This window comes from Flavipsychrobacter stenotrophus (assembly GCF_002954265.1).
GTDB lineage: Bacteria > Bacteroidota > Bacteroidia > Chitinophagales > Chitinophagaceae > Flavipsychrobacter > Flavipsychrobacter stenotrophus.
In genome coordinates this window covers 124,178-145,199 of the sequence record NZ_PPSL01000002.1, presented here as the reverse complement: position 1 = coordinate 145,199, position 21,022 = coordinate 124,178, and the positions used below count along the sequence as shown (strand labels likewise).

The window sequence follows — 21,022 nt, the reverse complement described above, 5'->3', positions numbered from 1 at the left end:
GGTATAGCCAGAGCCTATCCTCTTGATTTTGTTTTCACGACTAAAGTAATGAAAATACAGTAGTTAGTAATGTTCATTAATTATTTAACAGATGGGAGTATAATATTAAAGGTTGTGCCGGCTCCGGGTGTACTGGTAACTGTAAGGTCTCCTTTATTGGCTTTGATGAATTCATAACATAAGATCAGGCCTATTCCGATGCCTTTTTCGCCATCGGTTCCATAAGTACTTTTTTCAGTGGCTATGCCAAACAATTTGTCCATTTGGTTGGTGGTCATACCCACCCCTGTATCTGTTATAGAAACAATAGTATTACTACCGGAGATTTTGCCATTCAATGTTATAGTGCCATTGGTGCCGGTGAATTTAATAGCGTTGTTGAGCAAGTTTCTGAATATAATGTCTACCTGACCTCTATCTGCAAACGCATTAAGATCAGCAGGGATGTTATTGACTATGGTGATGGTTTTTTTATTGGTTGTATTTTCAAACAGATCAATATTGTCATTTGCTACCGTGTGCATATTAACCGGTAGAGCAGAGACGGATGCCCCGCCCTGCATATGATTTTTTGACCACCCAAGGAGGTTTTCTAAAAGCAGATTAAGAGCGTCTAATTGCTTGTTTATTTCCGGTCTTATTTCGTCAAATTCCTGCTGGGTGATCTGTTTTTTATCAAGCATGGCCATGGTGCCGGTGAAGCCTGATATGGGGCCCCTCAGATCGTGCGAGAGAACTGAAAATGTTTTGTCTTTGAAGGTGTTAAGTTCCTCGAGTTTTATAGACTGTTGTTTTACTTCATTGGCAAGAATTATACTTTTTTCCTTGTTCATTTTTTCAACCTGGCGGCTTCTGAATAAGAGAATGATAATCACTACGAATGAAATCAGGCCGGCTATCAGGCTTAAAATGATAGTGGTTTGCCGCACACTTTTATTGTGCGCTATTGTCTTATTTTTTTCTAATTGATAGTCGAATTGTAGTTGCTGAATATGTTTTTCACTTTTTTCATTAAAAAGGCTGTCTTTGTACACTTCGTATATTTTGCGATAGAGCAGTGCTTTGTCATAGGTGCTCAGCTGCTCGTAGGCTTTGCTCAGTTCCTCCGCATTTTCAACAATTTCATCTTTAATTCTATTCTCGCGGGCAATATCAAATGATTTTAGTAGGTAAGTTATTCCCTCTTTGGTCTTTCCTTGTTTGATCAATATTTTGCCAAGCCCGGTATTTACTACCGTATTTACATCTATGTCATAAACAGTTTCCAGATTCTTGACACATGCTGTGTAGATGGCAAATGAGCTGTCGAGATTGCCCATGTTGTAGTAGGTCTCAGCGATGTCTGCCAGGCAAATATTGCGCCAATAGCTATCTCCTATGGAATCGGAAAGGTGCAAAGCTTTTTTGAAGAAAAGTAAACCTTTGTCAAAGTTTTTTATGGTAGTGTATACCGCACCAATATCAACATAAAAAGATATTGTTTCGTGACTTTTGCTTTTGCCATTTTGTAAGCTCAGACTCTTGATTACATATTCTTCAGCCTTTACATTATTTCCTAATAAAGAGTATACATTGGCAATGCCTGTGAGGCAAGTAAGCAGTCCGGTAACGTTTTGCTGTTGCTCATATACCTTCGATGACTCGAGGTAGTATTTTATTGATTCGGGGTAGTTGCCAAGCTCCATGTATATTGACCCTGTATTGGCCATTCCCACTGCTATGCCATCCTGGTCGTTCATTTTTTTGCTAAAGGCAATCGTTTTTTCGTAGTACTCTATTGCCATAGCGTATTTCAACTGGCGGCTGTAAATATTAGCCATTGAAAATACCGTTTCCTTTTGACCGTTTATGTCGTTTATCTGTTCATAAATATGTAGTGCCCTATTGTAACACAGCAGTGTGCTGTCGTAAAGATTTTTACTCGAATATGCAGTTCCTAGTTCTTTAAGACAGGCGGCTTTACCCTGATCAAAATGTATTTGCTTAGCTAATGCTATACCCCTATTAGCAAAGATCATCATTGAGTCGAGGTTGGCATCGCGATAGGCATGTGCCAGTTGAGCTGTCAGTGTTACTCTTTCCGGATCAGCTATTTTTTTGCCGTTTAGTATTTTGTTGAGACTGTCTATATTTCCTGCAAAAGAGTGGGTCGCTATTGAAATACAAAATATTAGGATAGCAGTTGCGGCGGTGGAAATATAACCGAGCTGTTTTGGCTGATCCAATATATCTGTTTTGTCTGTTTTCATTCAGGTTATATGTCTGGTTGATCAACTGACCATATCCTAAATTAGCCAATAAGGTATTTACACACGAATTGTATTATTAAAGGTGTGTTACGTATTGAAAATTATATAGTTAATATTTCAGTTTATTTAGCTAGTTCAATTAATACCGGGAAATGGTCGCTATATCCATTCATCCAGCGGCTGCCGGCAAATGACCTTTTTGGTGTCTCATCGTGCTTTTTATGATCGGTAATAAACGCCGGACGGTATATTTCTGCTTTATTGAAGTGAAGGTGTTGCGCCTTGTCTGATAGGAACGCCCCAGATACGATGATCTGGTCAAAGAGATTCCAGGTACTTCTATATTTTTCTGTGCCCTCGCCAGAATTAAAAATCTGTTCGAATGGATTGTATAAGGCAATGGAGTTTGATACATTTTTGTTGCCTGTAGCTGCCAGCACCACTCCTATACTTCTGTCTGTAGGATTATCATTGAAGTCGCCCATAACAATGACTTTTGTATTTGGGTTAACGTTCATTAATTCGTCTATTGCAGTTTTGTTAGCCTGCGCCGCCTGTACTCTTTTGCGTTCGCTCTCGTCTTCTCCCTTTCTTCTGGATGTCCAGTGATTGACAAATACATGCACTGTGTCGCCATCAAGGACACCCTGAATGTGGAGTATATCTCTGCCATGTGATCTGTGTCCTGTGCCTGTGAATATTACAGGTACTATTTCTTCGTTCAGTAAAATGAATAATGAGGGATCGTAAATAAATCCTACGTTAATACCCCTTGGGTCGGGGCCTGCATGGCAGATATGCCTGAAATGTTTATCACCTAATTCGGGCTGACTGCACAAGTCTTGCAATACTCTGTCGTTCTCTACCTCGGCCAGGCCGGCAATCGCAAGGTTGTTATGCTCACTATTCATGCTCTGGAAAACGGTGGCCAGGTTGTGTAACTTTTGTTCAAATATTCTTTGTGTGTAGTGGTACTTTCCTTCGGGGGTAAAGTCTTCATCCTGTTTGCCCGGTTGGTGGTGGGTATCAAACAGGTTCTCGCAATTATAAAACGCAACGGTTATCTTATTTACATTTTTTTGAGGCTCAGATCTTTCAATTTTGTTTTCTGTGTTTTTACACGATGCAATTAAAAAGGCCACAAATAATATGGATAATGCAGGGTATTTGATGATACGCGATATGATCATTGAAATATGTGTTTTGAGCCTATTAGAAACTACGAACGGTGACTTTTACTATCTTCACAAAAATACATTTTGCTATGGCTTTAAATCAAATTTTAATTGCAGAACTGAAGCATGAATCTGCGAATACTAGGAAGATGCTGGAAAGAGTACCAACAGAAAAGAATGACTGGAAACCACATGAAAAGTCTATGAAAATAGGCAGGCTTGCATCGCATATAGCAGAGATACCTACCTGGATAACGATGATGGTAACCAGCAATGAATTGGACCTTGTTAACATGCCTGCCAAACCATTCGTGGCAGAGAGCAGTGAAGAGTTATTATCTGTGTTTGACCAAAAATTGGAAGAAGCAGTAACAGCACTGGGCGGTGCAACGGATGAGTACCTGCAAACCAACTGGATATTGCGCAGAGGTGAGCATGTGATATACGATATGCCACGTGCCGCTTTTTTAAGAAGCCTTGGATATAGCCATTTGTATCATCATAGGGGGCAGCTAAGTGTTTACCTGAGATTGCTGGATATACCAGTGCCGGGTATGTATGGTCCTACAGCCGATGACGTAAAATAAATTGATTAGTAAAACAATAGAAATAGCAACGGGCCGCATTATTTGATGTGGCCCGTTGCTACTTAACTCTTAGCGTTTATAATTTCAACCATTTTGCAACTACAACTTTCTCGCGTGAATTTATTTTCACGAAGTACATCCCGGACGAAAGATCGCTCACCTGAAGGGTGTAGTTATTCTGTCCTGCATGTAGTTGTTTGGCTGCTACATAATACGCTGCGCCGGTGATACTAATAATACTGATTGTTGCCGATGCTGATGTTGCGGAATTGACACCAACATTGATATAATTGCCCGCGGGATTAGGGAATACACTGAAAGTCAGGTCCTGAGTTTCTTGTGGTACATAGGTTGGCGGGAAACTTACCGTTGCTGAATCGCCAACGCCTACACCGAGGTTATAGTAATTGCCCGAGGGGGTGCTTTGTAATTTTACAGGACGTACCTGATAATATTTAAGGCCATTGTAGCCCACGGTATCACTAAACGTAGTAGTAGTTAAAAGTGAAGATAGTTTCGTGTAGTAATCATATTCACTATCTGATCTGTACACGTAATAGCCAATTACTGCAGCATCCGGCGATGGAGACCAGGTGATATTGGCACCATGGTTTACCGTATGAGTTATAATAATGTTAGCAACAGGCTTTATATAGTCTGTTCGTAAACTAAGGTCGCCCATTAACGCTATGTGCACCCATTGGTGGATGCCGTATATGTTGGCAGGGCCATAGAGGTTGCCATCATTGTTTTGAGATTGCCAGGCTGAGTAGCCAATATTTTCTCCCAGTGCCATGTGGTGGAAGTACCAGTTGGGCCTACCTGCCCAGCAGCAGGTGAGTGCCGGTACATTGGCACAAAGTGGTGCGCGCAGAAAATTGTTCTGTACGTTCCAATCTCCGAAGTAGCTGCCGAATAGCATAGTGAAAATGCCGTTCACATTGTTGGTTGTAAAGTCGGTTGTAGTACCTATACCTCCGGCACTTGTGAACCAACCCGGGCCACAACCATATGCCCACTGAAAAGATTCTGTATTGAGCGACGGTATAAATGGCAGCTCGCTAAAACTATCGATACCCATCAGCGGTGCAAAGTTGCGCCAGCCACTGGTAGCAAACGCTTCCCCGCTCATAGCTCCGAAATTATCGCTGATAAGACCTCTGTGCCTGATGTTGAGCGAGTCCATTTTGTACCGGTGGTCTTTAGCAAGGTAACTGCGCATAAGTTGCACCTCTGTGGCACTGAATGCAGGCATGTCATAGAAGTCTATACGGCTTACCTGTAGTTCAGATCTTGATGCCCAGCCTACCTGGTCCCACTTCCCATCGCCGGGTGTATTCTGATTGGCTGTGTAGCCTGCGGAAATGTCATTTACCGAAACATCGGTCCAGGTATCGGAAAGATATGCGTAGTATGCGTCGGCCGGCCACGCACCCAGATGGTCGGGGTGGCCATCAGGGTTTTGATCACCACTATAGGGTACTGCAACATGCCCCAGTATCAATAATGCCTTTACGTTGGGGGTGGTTGAATAGTCGGCCGTGATCAGGGCTTTTACTGCAGTATCCGGTAATGTCCGTGCTACGTCATGCCTGAGTATTTGCCAGCCATCACCGCTCAGGTCTTTCATTAGTTGGTGGATGTCAGCCCTGCAGGAGTCGGTGAATGTGCTGTCAATCATGAGTACCAACGCGCCTCTATTGTGTATAGCCGGATTTTTAACAGCTGCATAGATATATCCCTTCGCTATCCAGGCCGTAACGCCTGAGTGGTGGTCTGCTACCACCTGGTATTCGTAGGCTGAGTCTACTATTACTCCAGCGTCTGTATAGGTGCTGTCGGTAGTAGAAAGGGTAGCTATAACAGCGCCCCATGCCAGTGCTGATTTGTTTTTCTTATAGATGGTATAGATGGTGGTGTCAGAAAGACGTTTCCACTTTAGTGAGATCTTTGCTGGTGCGGTCTGTATAGTAGCTGTTAGCTCTACCGCATAGTCTTCTGTGGTTTGTGCAAATGCGCCACCACATAGCAGTAGGATTAGAATAAGTGGAATGATCTGCTTCATGAATGATACAGGTGATTTGTTATTAAAAATAAGAAAAGCTACCTAAGTATGATAGATAGCTTTTCAAATAATCATTTGATATAGCATTTATCCGCCTGTTGCCAGCCTGAATTCTTTCATTATCTGCCAGCTTGATGAACAGCCAAGGCGTGTTGCTCCCGCATCTATCAGTTCTTTTGCAAAGGCATAATTCCTGATCCCACCGGAAGCCTTAATGCCCATCTTAGCGGGTATGTTAGCTTTGATCAGTTTTATTGCGTTTACAGTAGCGCCAATGTCGGCAAAGCCGGTTGACGTTTTTATATAGTCTATTTTGAAGTTGCTATATAGCTGACAGCATTTTACAATTTCACTATCGGTAAGTATGCCGGTTTCCAATATTACCTTCATCACTTTACCTGCATCATGCACAGGTTTCAGACATGCGGCAATTTCATCTTCCAGAAGTTTCCAGTTATTGTTTTTCAATGCACAGAGATCATGCACCATGTCTACTTCATCTGCTCCCATATTCAAAGCATCATCGATTTCTCTCAGCTTCACATCAGTAACATTGTACCCCAGCGGGAAACCAATAACCGTCGCTATTTTAACTCGTGAGCCGTCGAGCAGTTTTTTTGCGTTCAGCACATACTTAGGCGGTACACATACAGCCACAAAATTTTCCATTGAGGCCTCTACACAAACCTTATCAACTTCTGCAAGTGTGGTAGTCTGTTTAAGAATTGTATGCTCAATATAAGAAGCGATGTTAAAGGACATTATAAGGAGGATTACGATGAATAATTGATTACAAAATTACGTTTAAATTTAGATGTTATATTTTACAATCACCTAAAAATATCTAATTGATGTAGCAACATACGTAAAAAAATAAGTGCTACCAATTGAGTAGCACTTATTTTATGTATTATATTTTTAGTTATGCAAGATTCTTTATGATCTCTTCTGCAAACTCGCTGGTTTTTAGAAGCGTGGCGTCGTTCATAAGGTTGTAGAAATCGACCGTTACTCTCTTACGCTTTATCGTTGTGCTCAGCGCATCTTCAATGCTTTTGGCCGCTTCATGCCAGCCAATGTACTCCAGCAACATTACGCCGCTCAACAACAAAGAAGATGGATTCATAGTGTTGGTATTGGCAAAACGAGGTGCTGTACCATGTGTAGCCTCAAATACCGCGTGACCTGTGTTGTAATTGATATTAGCACCCGGAGAAATACCTATACCTCCAACAGCCGCTGCCGCTGCATCGGAAATATAATCTCCATTCAGGTTCAGGGTAGCGATAACTGAGTAATCCTGTGGGGCCAATAATATCTGCTGTAGAAAGTTGTCTGCAATAACATCGTTTACAATAAGCTTTCCTGCTGCTTTGGCAGTTTTTAATTCTGCGTTGGCCGCTTCTTCTCCGCTGGCTTTTTTAGTTCTTTCCCACTGCTCCCAGGTATATACATATTCGCCAAACTCGCGTTCTGCCAGTTCGTAGCCCCATATCTTAAAGCCACCTTCGGTAAACTTCATGATATTTCCTTTGTGAACTATTGATACTGTTGGCAGCTTGTTCTCCAGTGCGTATTTGATAGAAGCTCTTACCAACCTTTCGCTACCTTCCTTTGAAACCGGCTTGATACCAAATGCACTGGACTCAGGGAAACGTATTTTTTTGCCGGCTCCCAACTCGTTGGTCAGGAAGTCAAGCAGTTTTTTAGCTTCCGGCGTTCCGTTGGCAAATTCAATACCGGCGTATATATCTTCGGTATTTTCTCGGAAGATGACAAAATTTACATTTTCGGGGTGAACAACGGGAGAGGGTACACCTTTATACCATTTTACCGGGCGAAGACAAACAAAAAGATCCAATTCCTGCCTCATGGCAACATTGAGTGAACGCATACCACCACCTACCGGTGTAGTGAGCGGACCTTTTATAGAAACCAGATACTCCCTGGCCATGTCTAGTGTAGCCGCGGGCAGCCATTCACCAGTTTGCTTAAATGCCTTTTCCCCGGCAAGCATTTCTTTCCACTCTATTTTTCTTGTTCCATTATATGAATTCTTAACGGCGGCGTCTAAAACCATCTTACTTGCAGTCCATACATCAGGACCTATTCCATCGCCTTCTATAAAGGGGATAATAGGATTGTTGGGTACATTGAGCAGACCATTACTGCCCATCGTTATTTTCTGGGAATCCATTTTTTGTAAATTTTGGTGCGAAGGTAAAGTTTGTATTGGCTGCAAACAATAGTTTCCATTATTAATATAAATGCGGATGAAGGGATTGAAAGACCACATCTCATTTTGCCATATTTTAACAGAAGCGACTTCAGATGCTGTCGAATTTTAGTCCTCTTGTCAGGGATATACTGCAGATTATTAGCTCTGTATGAGCTAATTGATAAGTTATTTTTATTAAATGTGAATAACTTTGGTACAAGTAATGTTAATTTTTTGTAGATTTATTTTCATTTTTACCAAACTTTTTTCATTTTCCGACGGTCTTTATACCTGTCAGGGCTCAAAAAGAACTAATTCTACATATTGGCGTTTTTTGATTCTCTTTTGAAAACAAGGTTGAAACTACATTGGTATACTAAATATAATTTTTTCTTATGAAGAAAAATTTAACTCTTGCCACACTAATTACCTGCTTTTTATTAAGTGGTTTTGCCTCATGGGGTCAACTGGTAGGTGATTGTGCCTACCTGAAAGGTAAGTATCTTGAATTGGGGCTTGCGCCAACCGGTTGCTTTGGTGCTCCACGTCCTGCTCCGGCCGGCTATCACCCCGGTGCCGGTAACTGGCTCTATGATCCGGGTACAGGAACAACCTATACCTCTGGTCAGATCGGTTTCGTGGCAGATCCGAATTTGGATGGCTGGACAACAGGTACGCCGGCAAAATACGGTGACTTCTTTGTTCCGGGTAGTCCGCAAGAAGGGTGGAGTATTCAGGTAGGAGGCGTACAGAGTGATGCATGGCTTCAGAATCTGAGTTTTGCAGGTACCGGGTACACTGGTACTTTGTCTGGTACAACGGCTTCATACAGTTCATCGGGAACAGTGCTGACTTCGGTATGGCAGGGCCAGACAACTAATCCACTACAGATCACCCAAACCACCAGATTTGATACTACAAAATTGTGGTTTACTGTAAATGTGAAAATAAAAAACACAGGAGCCGCTGTTGCTAACAATGTGTATTATCTGAGGACGCTTGACCCGGATAACGATGAAGAGCAGGCAGGTGGATCATTCAGTACAATCAATAATATATTGTATCAATTGCCTAACCCCGCAAATAAAGTAATGGTTACGGCAAGGGCCACTTCTGCTGCTCACGCCATAGCATTTTTGGGCTTAGGTACTAAAGATTGTCGTGCAAAGTGTTTTATTGTTGATGGTAGCCTTACTCCAGGTGCCAATCCTGCTGCATGTTATAATCAAACAACTACATATTATTACACTCTTGGTTATACCGGAACTAATGACGTGGGTGTTGGACTTGTTTACCAGTTGGGTAATATCCCTGCGGGCGATAGTACCGACCTTACTTTCGCTTATGTAATGAGAGCTGTAGATCTGGATAGCGCCTTGAATGCAACAACTCCGGCTATATTGGCTGCGGGTAGTTTACTGCTTCCTGGCTCTGATACAATCAATGCTTGTACATCAGCCAGCGATTCTATTAATCTTAATATATCTAACGGTACGGGTTATACATGGACATGGGCTCCTGCAACAGGGCTTACTTCAACAACCGGTACTTCTTCTACATTAGTATTGTCTGCGGTAACAAGTATGACTACATACACACTTATTGGTATTCCATTGAGTGGTTCTGTGTGTGGTAATGATACGTTCCATTTCACAGTTATATCTGGTATTACTCCTGGTCCGGCTGTTACCAACCTCACTTATTGTCAGAATGCGGTAGCCCCTGCGCTTACTGCAGGTGGTTCTAATCTTTTATGGTATACTGCCGCTGTTGGTGGCACAGGCTCTTCGGTAGCACCGACTCCAAGCACCGCAGTGCCGGGTGTTTATACCTGGTGGGTCACACAGCATTTAGGGTTGTGTACCGAAAGTATACGTGTGCCGATAACAGTTACAGTAAATCCGGCACCAACGGTGCATGCAAGTAGCAATAGCCCGGTTTGCCAATACAGTACTTTGTATTTATTTGCAACAGATACTATTACTACCACACCACCGCCTACATTCTCATGGGCAGGTCCGGCAGGGTTCTCAAGTACTATGAGGAATCCGTTCATCTCTAACGTTCCTTTGGTTTCATCAGGTTTGTATACGGTAACATTAAACCTAAATGGCTGCCTGGCTACAGATACGGTAAGGGTATTGGTAAAAACTACTCCTGTTATCACCGCTACCACTCAAACTAACCCAACAGCTTGTAATGTGTCTGATGGTACAATAACGTTGTATAATCTTACCCCCGATTCTGTGTACGTAGTTTACTACACATTTAATGGTACAACTAATATGTCGGTTACCTTGACGGCCGATGCTTCAGGTAATATTACCATTACCGGCTTGCACGCAGGGTTATATGGCAATATATTTGTAATTGGTACAAATGGTTGTCCGTCTAACGCTATGACCGTTTCGATGCCGGATGGTGCAGCACCTGTGCCACCTGTATTGAGCAGTAATGGCCCAATATGCGCAGATAGCACATTGTATTTGTATGCTACATCTCCGCTAACTGGTATTGTATTTACATGGATAGGTCCTAATGGCTTCACTTCAACAATGCAAAATCCTGTTATTACAGGTGCAACCACAGCTGCAACTGGTACTTACAATTGTAATATCACTATTCTTGCAACAGGTTGTACTTCTACAGCCGGTAGCTTGTTTGTACAGGTGAAACCTACACCAACAGCACCAGCCATTACAAGTAACAGCCCTGTTTGTGAGGGAACGACGCTTACGCTGTCTGCAACTTCAATTCCTGGCGGCGCAAGCTTCAGCTGGAGTGGCCCACTGTCATTCACATCAGCACTGACAAGTCCTTCTATTCCATCGGCTCCGGTTAGTGCATCAGGCATTTATACTGCAGTTGCTACATTGAATGGTTGCCCTTCAATGCCTGGCTTCTACAATGCTACAGTTAATCCAATACCGCCGTCACCAGCACCTGTTGATGTTGCGTATTGCCAGTACGATCTTGCCTCTCCTATTACTGCTGCGGGCTCTAACCTGTTGTGGTATAATGTTCCGGTAGCAGGCGTAGGTAGCACAACAGCTCCAACCCCAAGTACATTAGTTCCGGGATTGGTTACTTATTATGTATCTCAGACGGTGCTTGGTTGCGAAAGCCCACGCGCACCACTGGTTGTTACTACTAAGGTTAAGCCGATAGTTGAGGTGACACCTACAAATGGTTCGGTATGTCAGCATGATACAATGGTGTATACTTCTACCGGTCCTTCTTACCCTGGTGCAAGCTACTTGTGGCAGATGCCGGTTGGCGCAACAATTGTTTCTGGTAGTGACTCAGTTGAAGGACCAATAGCTGTAGTATTCGATTCTACTTACCTTCGTATGGTAATGCTTACAGTATCATACAATGGTTGTACTACAACAGGTCTTCACAATATGTATGTAGTGCCAACACCTACACTTGACCTGTATGTTAATCCTAACATTTGCGAAGGTGATACAGTAACTGTAGCACTTACCTCTACTACTTATCATCCTGTTGTCAGCGGCTACTCATGGACATTTACCGGTGGCACCATTATCACTGCAGCATCTGGTGGCGGAGGCCCTTACTCTATTGCATGGTACACTCCTGGTGTATATGTGGTACACGTAACTGGTTATACCGAGCAGAGCGGTTGTCCTTCACAGTCTATGTATGACACAGTACGTGTTCATCCGCATCCGGTAGCTACATTTGCAAGCACAGGCGTTGCATGCGAAGGTGATACAGTGGTACTAACGGCTACAGTTAATGATCCATCTTACACTTATACATGGACTCCTGCACCATTCTTCACTGGTCTTGGTTCTGTAGGTGCACATACGGCGGTTGCTAACGTTATGTTCCCAGGATATATTACACTTACTGTAACCGATCCGTTTGGTTGCGCTGCAAGCGATAGTGTGATGTTCACACCTGCGCCATGTTGCCTGATCTCTTTCCCTACAGGATTTACGCCTAATGGTGACGGATATAACGATAACTTCCGTCCGATCACGTCAGGTCATCATACACTTAGCTTGTTCAGGGTAGTTAATCGTTGGGGAATTGTTGTTTACGAAACAACAACCACCGATACTGATGGATGGGATGGAACATATGGCGGTGTACCGCAGGATATGGATACCTACTTCTATGTACTCAGGTATACATGTAACGGAACCACAATGGAAGAAAGTGGTGACGTAGTATTGATCAGATAATATAGCGTTAATATTTTTAGCAGCGGGGTGCCCTTAAAAAGGCACCCCGTTTTTATTAGGAATGATGGTAAGGGGAGTTGTTGAGAATACTGAACGATCTGTATACCTGTTCTGCAGTAATGAGTCTTACCAACTGGTGGGGAAATACCAGGTGCGACAGTGACCAGCATTGGTTGGCTTTACTACGTATGGCATCTGTAACGCCAAAGGCGCCCCCGATAAGAATAACTATTGTTTTAGTGCCCTGGTTCATACATTGCTGAAACTGGTTGGCCCATTGGGGAGATGTGAGCATCTTGCCCCGCTCATCGAGCAGTATGAGGTAGTGGTGAGGCTGCAATTTTTTGAGTAGCATTTCTTCCTCCTGTAGTTTGGTACGGGCAACATCGGTAGTTACATTCTTCTTAGGTAACTGTAATACCACCAGTTCTACGGGATTCCATGGACGTGTTTTCTGGAAGTAGTAATTTATCCCTTCATTGATAAAAGCATCGTTTTCTTTTCCTATAGACCAGATCTCAATATTCATTCTCAGATTATTTTTAAAAATCTTTAACTAATTCTGTAAATTTATTTTGCAAAAGTACATCTAGTTTTATATCTTTGCACTCCCAAAAGGGTAATGGCTGCGTAGCTCAACTGAATAGAGCATCTCACTACGGATGAGAAGGTTTCAGGTTTGAATCCTGACGCGGTCACACTAAAGGCTCTAACAGCAATGTTGGGGCCTTATTTTTTTATATCCTCTACCGATCGTACACTTATTGGTCCGATTGACACACTTATCAAATAATTGCGGTCGTAGATGCCTGATTTTTTTGATATTTCGCCTATCAACGTACATTGCATAATGATTGGAATGAAAAGTGTTGTGTGGCGGTTGTTGGCATATGTATGCTTTTTATTGCCGTGCCTCCTGGCTATGCAAAACGGCTATGCTCAAAACAAAGATTCTCTCCTCCATCAATTGAAGTTAGCAAAGCATGATACACAAAAGATATACATATTACGGTCGATAACGGCACTGAGTGACGATACTACCATAAGACGATATTTTGATGACGGTATAGCACTATGTCAAAAAGGCATTGCCGACGGGCTGAAGCCGCAAGAATTATACCTCGCCGGCCTTGCAACCATATATGGTAATATGGGGAGTTACTATAAGCATAGGTCGGAATACGCCAACGCACTGGATGTATACAAGAAAGCAGAAGAATTATCTGACCAACTGCACGACAAGAGATTTAAGTCTATAATGCTCAATGACATTGCCATACTCTATGATGATATGGGCAACATGCGTCAATCGCTCGAAACATCTTATAAAGATCTGCAATTACAGGAAGAGTTGAATGATTCTCTGGGCATGGCCTACACTTACAATAACATAGCCCACATCTTCATAGAGTTGAAGGACGATAAAAATGCGTTGGAATATTACACAAAAAGTCTGAAAATGTTTGATGTCCTAAAGCATAAAAAAGGTATGGCTATGATTATGTGCAATATGGGTACCTACTATTCATCCTGTGGCGATGGCAAGACGGCGTTGATTTATTACGGGAAGAGCCTGGAATTATATCGTCAGATGAAGGATACCTACTCGGTTGGGGAAGTGCTTTCGTGCTGCGGATTTGAGTTGGATAAGCAAGGCCAGGTAGATAGCGCTCTCGCTTACTTTAATCAGGCATTATTGATAGCGAAAGAACTGAATGTAAAAGAGAATATGGCATATGCTTACAGGGCAATGGCTAAGATATTTTTAAAGAAGGGGAATGCACCACAGGCTCAGGAATATGCTTTACTGTCGCTACAAATAAGCAAACAACTGGAAAACCTTAGAGATATACAAAACGCTGCAAAGATGCTGAAAGAGATATATCTGCAAAAAGGCAACTACAAAGATGCCTACGCTATGCACGACCTGGAAATAACAATACGCGATAGCACTGTCAATGAGGCCAATTATAAAGATGCTATAAACAAGAAGCTACAGTATGATTTTGACAAAAGGGAACTTGAATTAACGCTGGGCAACGAAAAGAAGATTTGGGAAAAGAATGTGCTGATATTTGCCAGCCTGTTGGCCGCATTGTTAGTTTCCGTTGGTTCTTTTTTTTACACAAGGCACAGTAAGCTAAAGAACAGGCTGGAAACTATGGAGCTGGAACAGCAGCAATACCGCGCTCAGATGAACCCGCACTTTATTTTCAATTGCCTGCACTCTATACAACATTATATACTGCACAACGATGTTATCTCAGCAAATAAATATTTATCAGAATTTGCATCGCTGATGCGCACAACCATGGAGCATAACCAGCTGCAAACCATTGCGCTGCAGCAGGAGATAGATTACCTGAACAGTTATCTTAGCCTGGAGCAGATGCGGTTTGAAAACAAATTCACCTACCAGATAAACTGTAGTGCTGATGTAGATATATCTGTACTACAGGTGCTACCAACTATCATACAACCTTTTGCAGAAAATGCTATCGTGCATGGTCTGTGCTATCTGGAGAACGGTGGTAGATTATTGGTGAGCTTTACAAAAGTAGACGATAGGCTGGTATGTACTGTAGATGACAATGGAATAGGCCGCAGGGCATCGAAGCAGATAAAAGCAAGGTCGGGCAAAACGCATGTTTCGCAAGGTATGGAGCTGGTTAAAAAGAGATTGGCATTGGCCAGTTCGCTGCACAAAACAACCTTTAGTGCGGAGGTGATAGATAAAACAGATGCTGATGGAAAAGCGCTGGGGACATTAGTGATACTGAAATTTCCACTAGAGTTATGATTATATGCCGGTCGTCTATATCGCCACGTATATTTTGCGCATGTTTATGGCTCGCATGTCTTTTAATGCCTGAAAAGTTATGGGCAACAAAGGTTGAAGACTCATTGCTCAATCAACTAAAGTGGGAAAAAGGGGACACTGCACGAATAAAAATATTAATAGAATTAGGCGATGCCTGTGATGTTGACAATATACTTACTTATGCGCAACAAGTAATGAAACTATGTGATAAGGCAATAGCCGAAAAGCACCAGCCAGAAAGCTTTTACTTAAGTGGCAGGGGTAGTGCGCTCAATGGCATAGGTTACTACTATTCTCATAAAGGTGAAACAGAAACAGCCTTTCAGAATTATAATGCTGCTCTTAAAATATTTGAACGTCTGGGTGACCGGAAGGCAGCGGCTTACCAGTTGAATAATATAGCCTTCATCTACATAAACAGGGGCGATGTTGCTACGGGTCTGGAATATCAGTACCGCAACCTAAAGGTGCAGGAAGAGATAAGGGATACGCTTGGAATTGCCTATAGCCTAAATAACATCGGCCACCTTTTTGCCGACCAACACGATTTTGGTAATGCCATGGAACACTTCAGGCGTAGCCTGGGAATGTTTGTGGCTATACACAACAAGAAAGGAATTGCTATGGCCTATGAGAATATTGGCGCGGCTTACTCGGGGCAAGCTAACAGGCAGCAAGCATTAGCATATTACAGAAAGTGCCTGGAGATTTACGAGGAATTGGGCGACGACTTTTATATTGCAACGGCACTTGGTAGCTGCGGTTATGAATATGCAAAGATCGATAGCCAGGATAGAGCGTTGTCTTACTTTTACCGGGCTATAGCTATAGCTGACAAAAAGCACATAAAGACTATAAAGAGCTACATTTCTACCTCCATTGCCCGCATTTTGCTAAAGAGAGGGAATATCGACAGCGCCACCTACTATGCAACCATGGCTCTTACCCTGGGTAAGGAAATAGGAAACCTTTATGAACTGCAAAAGTCATCGGGGGTATTGAAGGATATCTATTTCGCAACTGGTAACTATAAAGGTGCTTATGAAATGCAGGATCTTGAATTGAAAGTGAGAGACAGCCTGCGGAACGAGACCAACCGCAAGGCAGTAATCGCAAAAAAGCTTCAGTATGAATATGATAAAAAGGAACTGCAACTGAAGTTGGATAACAAGAAGAAGATATGGGAGAAGAACATTCTCATATATTCTAGTTTGTGCCTGGCAATGGTTATATGCATCGCTTCACTATTATATACCAGACAGAATAAACTTAAAACAACCGTAGCGCGCATTGAGCTGGAGCAGCAGCAATATCGTGCTCAGATGAACCCGCATTTCATTTTCAACTGCCTGAATTCTATACAACACTATATAGTGCACAACGATGTAATGTCGGCAAACAAATACTTGTCGGAATTTGCATCATTAATGCGCACAACAATGGAATATAATCAACTGCAGGCTATCGTGCTACAGCAGGAAATTGCCTATTTGAACAGCTACCTTACGCTGGAACAAATGCGGTTTGAAAATAAATTTACGTATGAAATAAGTTGCAGTGCCGATGTTGCTACTTTTGATGTGCAGGTGCTGCCCACTATTATTCAGCCTTTTGCGGAGAACGCCATTGTACATGGTTTGTGCTATCTTGAAAATCAAGGCCGTTTGTCGGTTTACTTTGAAAAAGAAGGCAACTACATTGTGTGTAAAATTGAAGACAATGGTATTGGGCGTAAAGCATCGCAGGAAATAAAATCCAGATCAGGTAAAACGCATGTTTCGCAAGGGATGGAGTTAGTTAAAAAGCGGCTGGCACTGGCCAGCAAACTTCATAAGAAGAGTTTTAGTGCTGAAATTATTGATAAGACAGATGCTGACGGAAGAGCATCGGGAACATTGGTGGTCCTGAAATTTCCGCTTGAAGTATGATAACAGCTATTATTGTAGACGATGAACAGAAGAGCATCTCTACCATTCAAAAGATAGTAACAGACTATTGCACCGGCGTAGAGGTAGTAGGTACTGCCGATAATATTACAAGTGCTGCATCGCTTATTGCATCGCTGAAGCCTCAACTTGTTTTTCTGGATGTAGAAATGCCCTATGGAAATGGCTTTGATCTGCTGAATTCTTTGAGTGAGATCAATTTCGAGATCATCTTTATAACCGCATACAACCAATACGCAATAACAGCATTTAAATATGCTTCTATAGACTATTTATTAAAGCCTGTGAACATTGCACAATTACAGGCGGCTATAGAACGCGCGGGGCAAAGGACAACGGAGAAACTGCATGCAGCTAACTACCTGCTATTAAAGCAAAACCTGAAAACCGAAGATAAGGGCGAACAACGAATGGCATTAGCCGATAGCAACGGGCAATACTTTATTACCATCAAGGACATTAGCTACTGTGTGGCCAATGGTAGCTATACGTTCATTCATCTATACAACGGTAAGCGGTATCATGCATCTAAAAATTTGAAGGAGTTTGAGGAGATGCTACCGCAGAACTCGTTCTTCCGTATTCATCACGGACATATAGTTAACGTTCTTCACGTCAGTAAGGTCACGTCCGGACGGACTGGTAGTGTGATCATGCAGGATGGCAAAGAGTTGGAAATTGCAGCACGACGAAAGAAAGAGTTCTGTGATTTTTTAGCAGGTTAAATACACTTTTCAGGCCTTCAAACGCATTTATTTCTGTTTTAGATTAGCTTTCAGAGCTCGTCAGGCATTATTTTTATTGTGGGTAGTTTCAACACACGTAATTATTTCTTTTATGAAGATATCTTTTCATGGTGCAGCCCGCACTGTCACCGGGTCTAAGCATTTAGTGCATATAAATAATGGTAAGAAAATTCTGCTTGACTGTGGCATGTTCCAGGGAATGGGGAAAGATACCCTGGAGATGAACAGTACATGGGGCTTTGAACCAATGGATGTAGACCATGTAATACTTTCTCACGCGCATATAGACCACACCGGCTTGTTGCCCAAGCTGGTGAAAGATGGCTATAAGGGCAAAATATATTGCACCCCCGCAACGGCCAGCCTCGCTAAATTACTCTTAGTAGATTCTGCGCACATTCAGGAAATGGATGTGGAATACATAAACCGCAGAAGGGAAAAAGAAGGTCGGCCACTGGTAGAGCCATTGTATACAGAAGAGGATGCAATAAAATTGTTCTCTTTGTTTGAGACGATACCCTACAATGAATCGTATAAAATTGAAAAGGGCATTGAGGTAATGTTTACAGATTGTGGCCATATACTGGGTAGCTCTGCAGTTAATTTGTCAATAAAAGAAGATGGGCAGCTGAAGACACTTACTTTCAGCGGGGATATAGGGCGGTACAATGACATGATCCTGCGCTCTCCTGCTACATTCCCACAGGCAGACTATATTATCATGGAGTCGACCTATGGAAATAGATTGCATGAGGTAGTAACGGTAGCAAGCGATAAGTTACTAAGGCATATCCAAGAAACCTGTATAGACAGACAGGGGAAGATGGTGATCCCGGCATTTAGCCTGGGTCGCACGCAGGAAATACTATTTTTACTGAATAGACTTGATCTTGAAAAGAGCCTACCCGATATAACATACTATGTAGACAGTCCGCTCTCAGTAAAGGTTACGGAACTTATTAAGAAATACCCCGACTACTTTAATGCTGATGTGCAGAAGTTGCTAAAGCAGGATGACGATGTATTCAGCTTCTCCGGATTAAAATTTATTGAAACTGCAGAAGACTCTATACACCTCAACGACGAGCGTGTGCCCTGCGTTATCATATCGGCGTCAGGTATGGCAGAGGCGGGTAGGGTAAAGCACCATATTGCTAATAATATTGCCAGCTCTCGGAATACTATTTTGATGACAGGCTACTGCGAGCCTAATTCGCTTGGCGGCCGTTTAAAGCAGTATCCGCACGATGTTAAGATCTTTGGAGAGTTGTATCCTGTACGTGCCGAGATAGCCGAAATCAGCAGTCTTAGTGCTCACGGAGATTATCACGATATGCTGCACTGGCTATCGTGTCAGGAGGCAGATAAAGTGAAACAGATATTTCTGGTGCATGGAGAGTACGAGGTGCAGACAGAATTTAGGGAAAAACTTATGGTAAAAGGATTTAAGGATGTGGCCATACCTGCAAGGCACCAGACAATGGATGCAGAATAAGGCACTTCTTCTTTCGGGCGATAGTTAGATCCAGAGTTTGAATTCAGGATATTTATTACCTTGCAGTAGATAAATTCTTTCTTTATGAAAAAGTTCAACCTGTTCTTGCTTGTTGCATTGTTATTGTTGTCTAAGGCACAAGCCCAACTTCCGACTTATCTTCCGGCTGCAGGTCTAGTTGCCTGGTTTCCCTTTACAGGAAATGCAGTTGACAGTACATTGAATGGTCATGATGGGACCGTCTATGGCACAACGATGGGTAGCGGAAGGTATGGCCAATCCAATACTGCATTCAATTTTAACGGAGTCAGTGATTATATCTATGTGCCACCCGGGACATTAGTAAAGGAAAGGTCTGTAGATATCACAGCCAGTCTAACTATCTCGGCCTGGGTACAGTCTACCAACTATGCATTTAGTAGCCAGGAGCAAATATATTGGAGAGGTGATGCCACACCGGCACATGATCCCCATATGTTGTATTTGAATGGAGGACAAGTACGTGTAAGAAGAGATATAGATCCCGGGGCTGCAGTAACTGAGGCTGGTTATGCTTTTGCGGGTCTTGATACGAATTATCACTTGTTTACTGGTACCTACGATTCTGCATCAGGTTTCATGTGTATGTATATTGATGGTATCCGTAAAGCAAAAAACTATCTCCCCGGCTTACAAACATATCCTACTTCAACTATGTATAATTATATAGGTGCGGTAGATGGTGGCACATGGCAGTTTTTCTACGGACTTATTGATGAACTAGGTATATGGAATCGTGCGCTCACCCCATGTGAAGTAGCTGCATTATATTCATCCGTCACTCACATCATCACCAGTCACCCGGTAAATGACAGTGTGGTGTCCGGTGCTACCGCCACATTTGCGGTTTCTGTTGCAGCACCTGCCCCTCTGTATCAGTGGCAAGTAAATACAGGTAGTGGATTTATGAATCTTGCAAACGCTAGTCCGTATTCCGGAGCTAATACACCAACACTAACTATAAATCCTGCTAACGGGTCTATGTCCGGTAATTTGTATCGTTGTGTTGTATCTTCTGACAGCTGTGTTAACGTTATTTCAAATTCAGCGGCATTGATCGTAAATACAGTTGGCATATCTGCAAACCAGCAGAATCAAGAAAGTATCACTATCAGCCCCAATCCTAATAATGGTGATTTCACTATCTTTAGCTCATCGGCAAAGAGCCAGGTTCATATAGTCATCACTGACATTGTTGGTCAGGTGGTAGACAGGCAGGTCTTACAGCCTGTGAATGGTGTAATAAATCAACCTGCATTAATAAGTAATAGGCTATCTTCGGGAATATATTTCCTGCACGCGAAAGCAGAAGGTCTGAATAAAGTATTCCAGGTGATAGTAAATAAATAACAGTAAGCGAAAGTAGCTCAGTTGGTAGAGCGTCAGCTTCCCAAGCTGAAAGTCGCGAGTTCGAATCTCGTCTTTCGCTCTTTAAAGCAGGGGGGCCATCAAGGTTTCCTGCTTTAT

The 21,022-nt window shown here is 42.5% G+C and carries 13 protein-coding genes and 2 tRNA genes; 9 read left to right on the top strand and 6 right to left on the bottom strand.

The window, feature by feature from the left end; genetic code table 11:
• Positions 1 to 80: 80 nt before the first annotated feature.
• On the bottom strand, positions 81 to 2,249 hold the full coding sequence (locus tag CJD36_RS05775) for a tetratricopeptide repeat-containing sensor histidine kinase (protein ID WP_105038188.1): 2,169 nt from the start codon (positions 2,247 to 2,249) through the stop codon (positions 81 to 83).
• Positions 2,250 to 2,371: 122 nt separating this feature from the next.
• On the bottom strand, positions 2,372 to 3,439 hold the full coding sequence (locus CJD36_RS05770; protein WP_105038187.1) for an endonuclease/exonuclease/phosphatase family protein: 1,068 nt from the start codon (positions 3,437 to 3,439) through the stop codon (positions 2,372 to 2,374).
• 74 nt (positions 3,440 to 3,513) lie between these two features.
• Here CJD36_RS05770 and CJD36_RS05765 point away from each other — a divergent pair, with 74 nt between their 5' ends.
• Positions 3,514 to 4,011, top strand: a complete 498-nt coding sequence (locus tag CJD36_RS05765) for a DinB family protein (protein ID WP_240609309.1) — start codon at positions 3,514 to 3,516, stop codon at positions 4,009 to 4,011.
• Between the two features lie 76 nt (positions 4,012 to 4,087).
• Here the strand turns inward: CJD36_RS05765 and CJD36_RS05760 are convergent, their stop codons facing one another.
• The 3 genes from CJD36_RS05760 to icd form a co-directional block, all read right to left on the bottom strand.
• Positions 4,088 to 6,076: a T9SS type A sorting domain-containing protein gene (locus CJD36_RS05760; protein ID WP_105038186.1), complete on the bottom strand. Its 1,989-nt coding sequence runs from the start codon at positions 6,074 to 6,076 to the stop codon at positions 4,088 to 4,090.
• An 87-nt stretch (positions 6,077 to 6,163) separates the two neighbouring features.
• Positions 6,164 to 6,838 carry a deoxyribose-phosphate aldolase gene (gene deoC / locus CJD36_RS05755; RefSeq protein WP_105038185.1) on the bottom strand — a complete coding sequence of 225 codons (675 nt, stop codon included), beginning with the start codon at positions 6,836 to 6,838 and terminating at the stop codon, positions 6,164 to 6,166.
• 160 nt (positions 6,839 to 6,998) lie between these two features.
• Complete coding sequence (icd, locus tag CJD36_RS05750) at positions 6,999 to 8,273, bottom strand: NADP-dependent isocitrate dehydrogenase (protein ID WP_105038184.1); 1,275 nt, start codon at positions 8,271 to 8,273, stop codon at positions 6,999 to 7,001.
• Positions 8,274 to 8,689: 416 nt separating this feature from the next.
• Here icd and CJD36_RS05745 point away from each other — a divergent pair, with 416 nt between their 5' ends.
• Positions 8,690 to 12,508 carry a T9SS type B sorting domain-containing protein gene (locus CJD36_RS05745; RefSeq protein ID WP_105038183.1) on the top strand — a complete coding sequence of 1,273 codons (3,819 nt, stop codon included), beginning with the start codon at positions 8,690 to 8,692 and terminating at the stop codon, positions 12,506 to 12,508.
• 55 nt (positions 12,509 to 12,563) lie between these two features.
• Here the strand turns inward: CJD36_RS05745 and CJD36_RS05740 are convergent, their stop codons facing one another.
• Entirely contained in the window at positions 12,564 to 13,037 is a 474-nt protein-coding gene (locus CJD36_RS05740; RefSeq protein WP_105038182.1) for a 23S rRNA (pseudouridine(1915)-N(3))-methyltransferase RlmH, read from the bottom strand.
• Between the two features lie 95 nt (positions 13,038 to 13,132).
• Between CJD36_RS05740 and CJD36_RS05735 the strand changes: the two genes are divergently transcribed.
• The 7 genes from CJD36_RS05735 (at position 13,133) to CJD36_RS05705 (ending at position 20,984) form a co-directional block, all read left to right on the top strand.
• A tRNA-Arg gene (locus CJD36_RS05735) sits at positions 13,133 to 13,206 on the top strand.
• 161 nt (positions 13,207 to 13,367) lie between these two features.
• On the top strand, positions 13,368 to 15,308 hold the full coding sequence (locus CJD36_RS05730; protein WP_161499216.1) for a tetratricopeptide repeat-containing sensor histidine kinase: 1,941 nt from the start codon (positions 13,368 to 13,370) through the stop codon (positions 15,306 to 15,308).
• A 65-nt stretch (positions 15,309 to 15,373) separates the two neighbouring features.
• The gene (locus CJD36_RS05725; RefSeq protein WP_161499215.1) at positions 15,374 to 17,257 is read left to right on the top strand and encodes a tetratricopeptide repeat-containing sensor histidine kinase; all 1,884 of its coding nucleotides are present in this window, start codon (positions 15,374 to 15,376) and stop codon (positions 17,255 to 17,257) included.
• Positions 17,254 to 18,000 carry a LytR/AlgR family response regulator transcription factor gene (locus CJD36_RS05720; RefSeq protein ID WP_105038179.1) on the top strand — a complete coding sequence of 249 codons (747 nt, stop codon included), beginning with the start codon at positions 17,254 to 17,256 and terminating at the stop codon, positions 17,998 to 18,000. The genes CJD36_RS05725 and CJD36_RS05720 overlap by 4 nt, the downstream gene beginning before the upstream one ends.
• A 112-nt stretch (positions 18,001 to 18,112) precedes the next feature.
• Positions 18,113 to 19,516, top strand: a complete 1,404-nt coding sequence (locus CJD36_RS05715; RefSeq protein WP_105038178.1) for an MBL fold metallo-hydrolase — start codon at positions 18,113 to 18,115, stop codon at positions 19,514 to 19,516.
• An 84-nt stretch (positions 19,517 to 19,600) separates the two neighbouring features.
• Positions 19,601 to 20,905 carry a LamG-like jellyroll fold domain-containing protein gene (locus CJD36_RS05710; protein ID WP_105038177.1) on the top strand — a complete coding sequence of 435 codons (1,305 nt, stop codon included), beginning with the start codon at positions 19,601 to 19,603 and terminating at the stop codon, positions 20,903 to 20,905.
• A 6-nt stretch (positions 20,906 to 20,911) separates the two neighbouring features.
• A tRNA-Gly gene (locus CJD36_RS05705) sits at positions 20,912 to 20,984 on the top strand.
• The last annotated feature ends 38 nt before the right edge of the window (positions 20,985 to 21,022 follow it).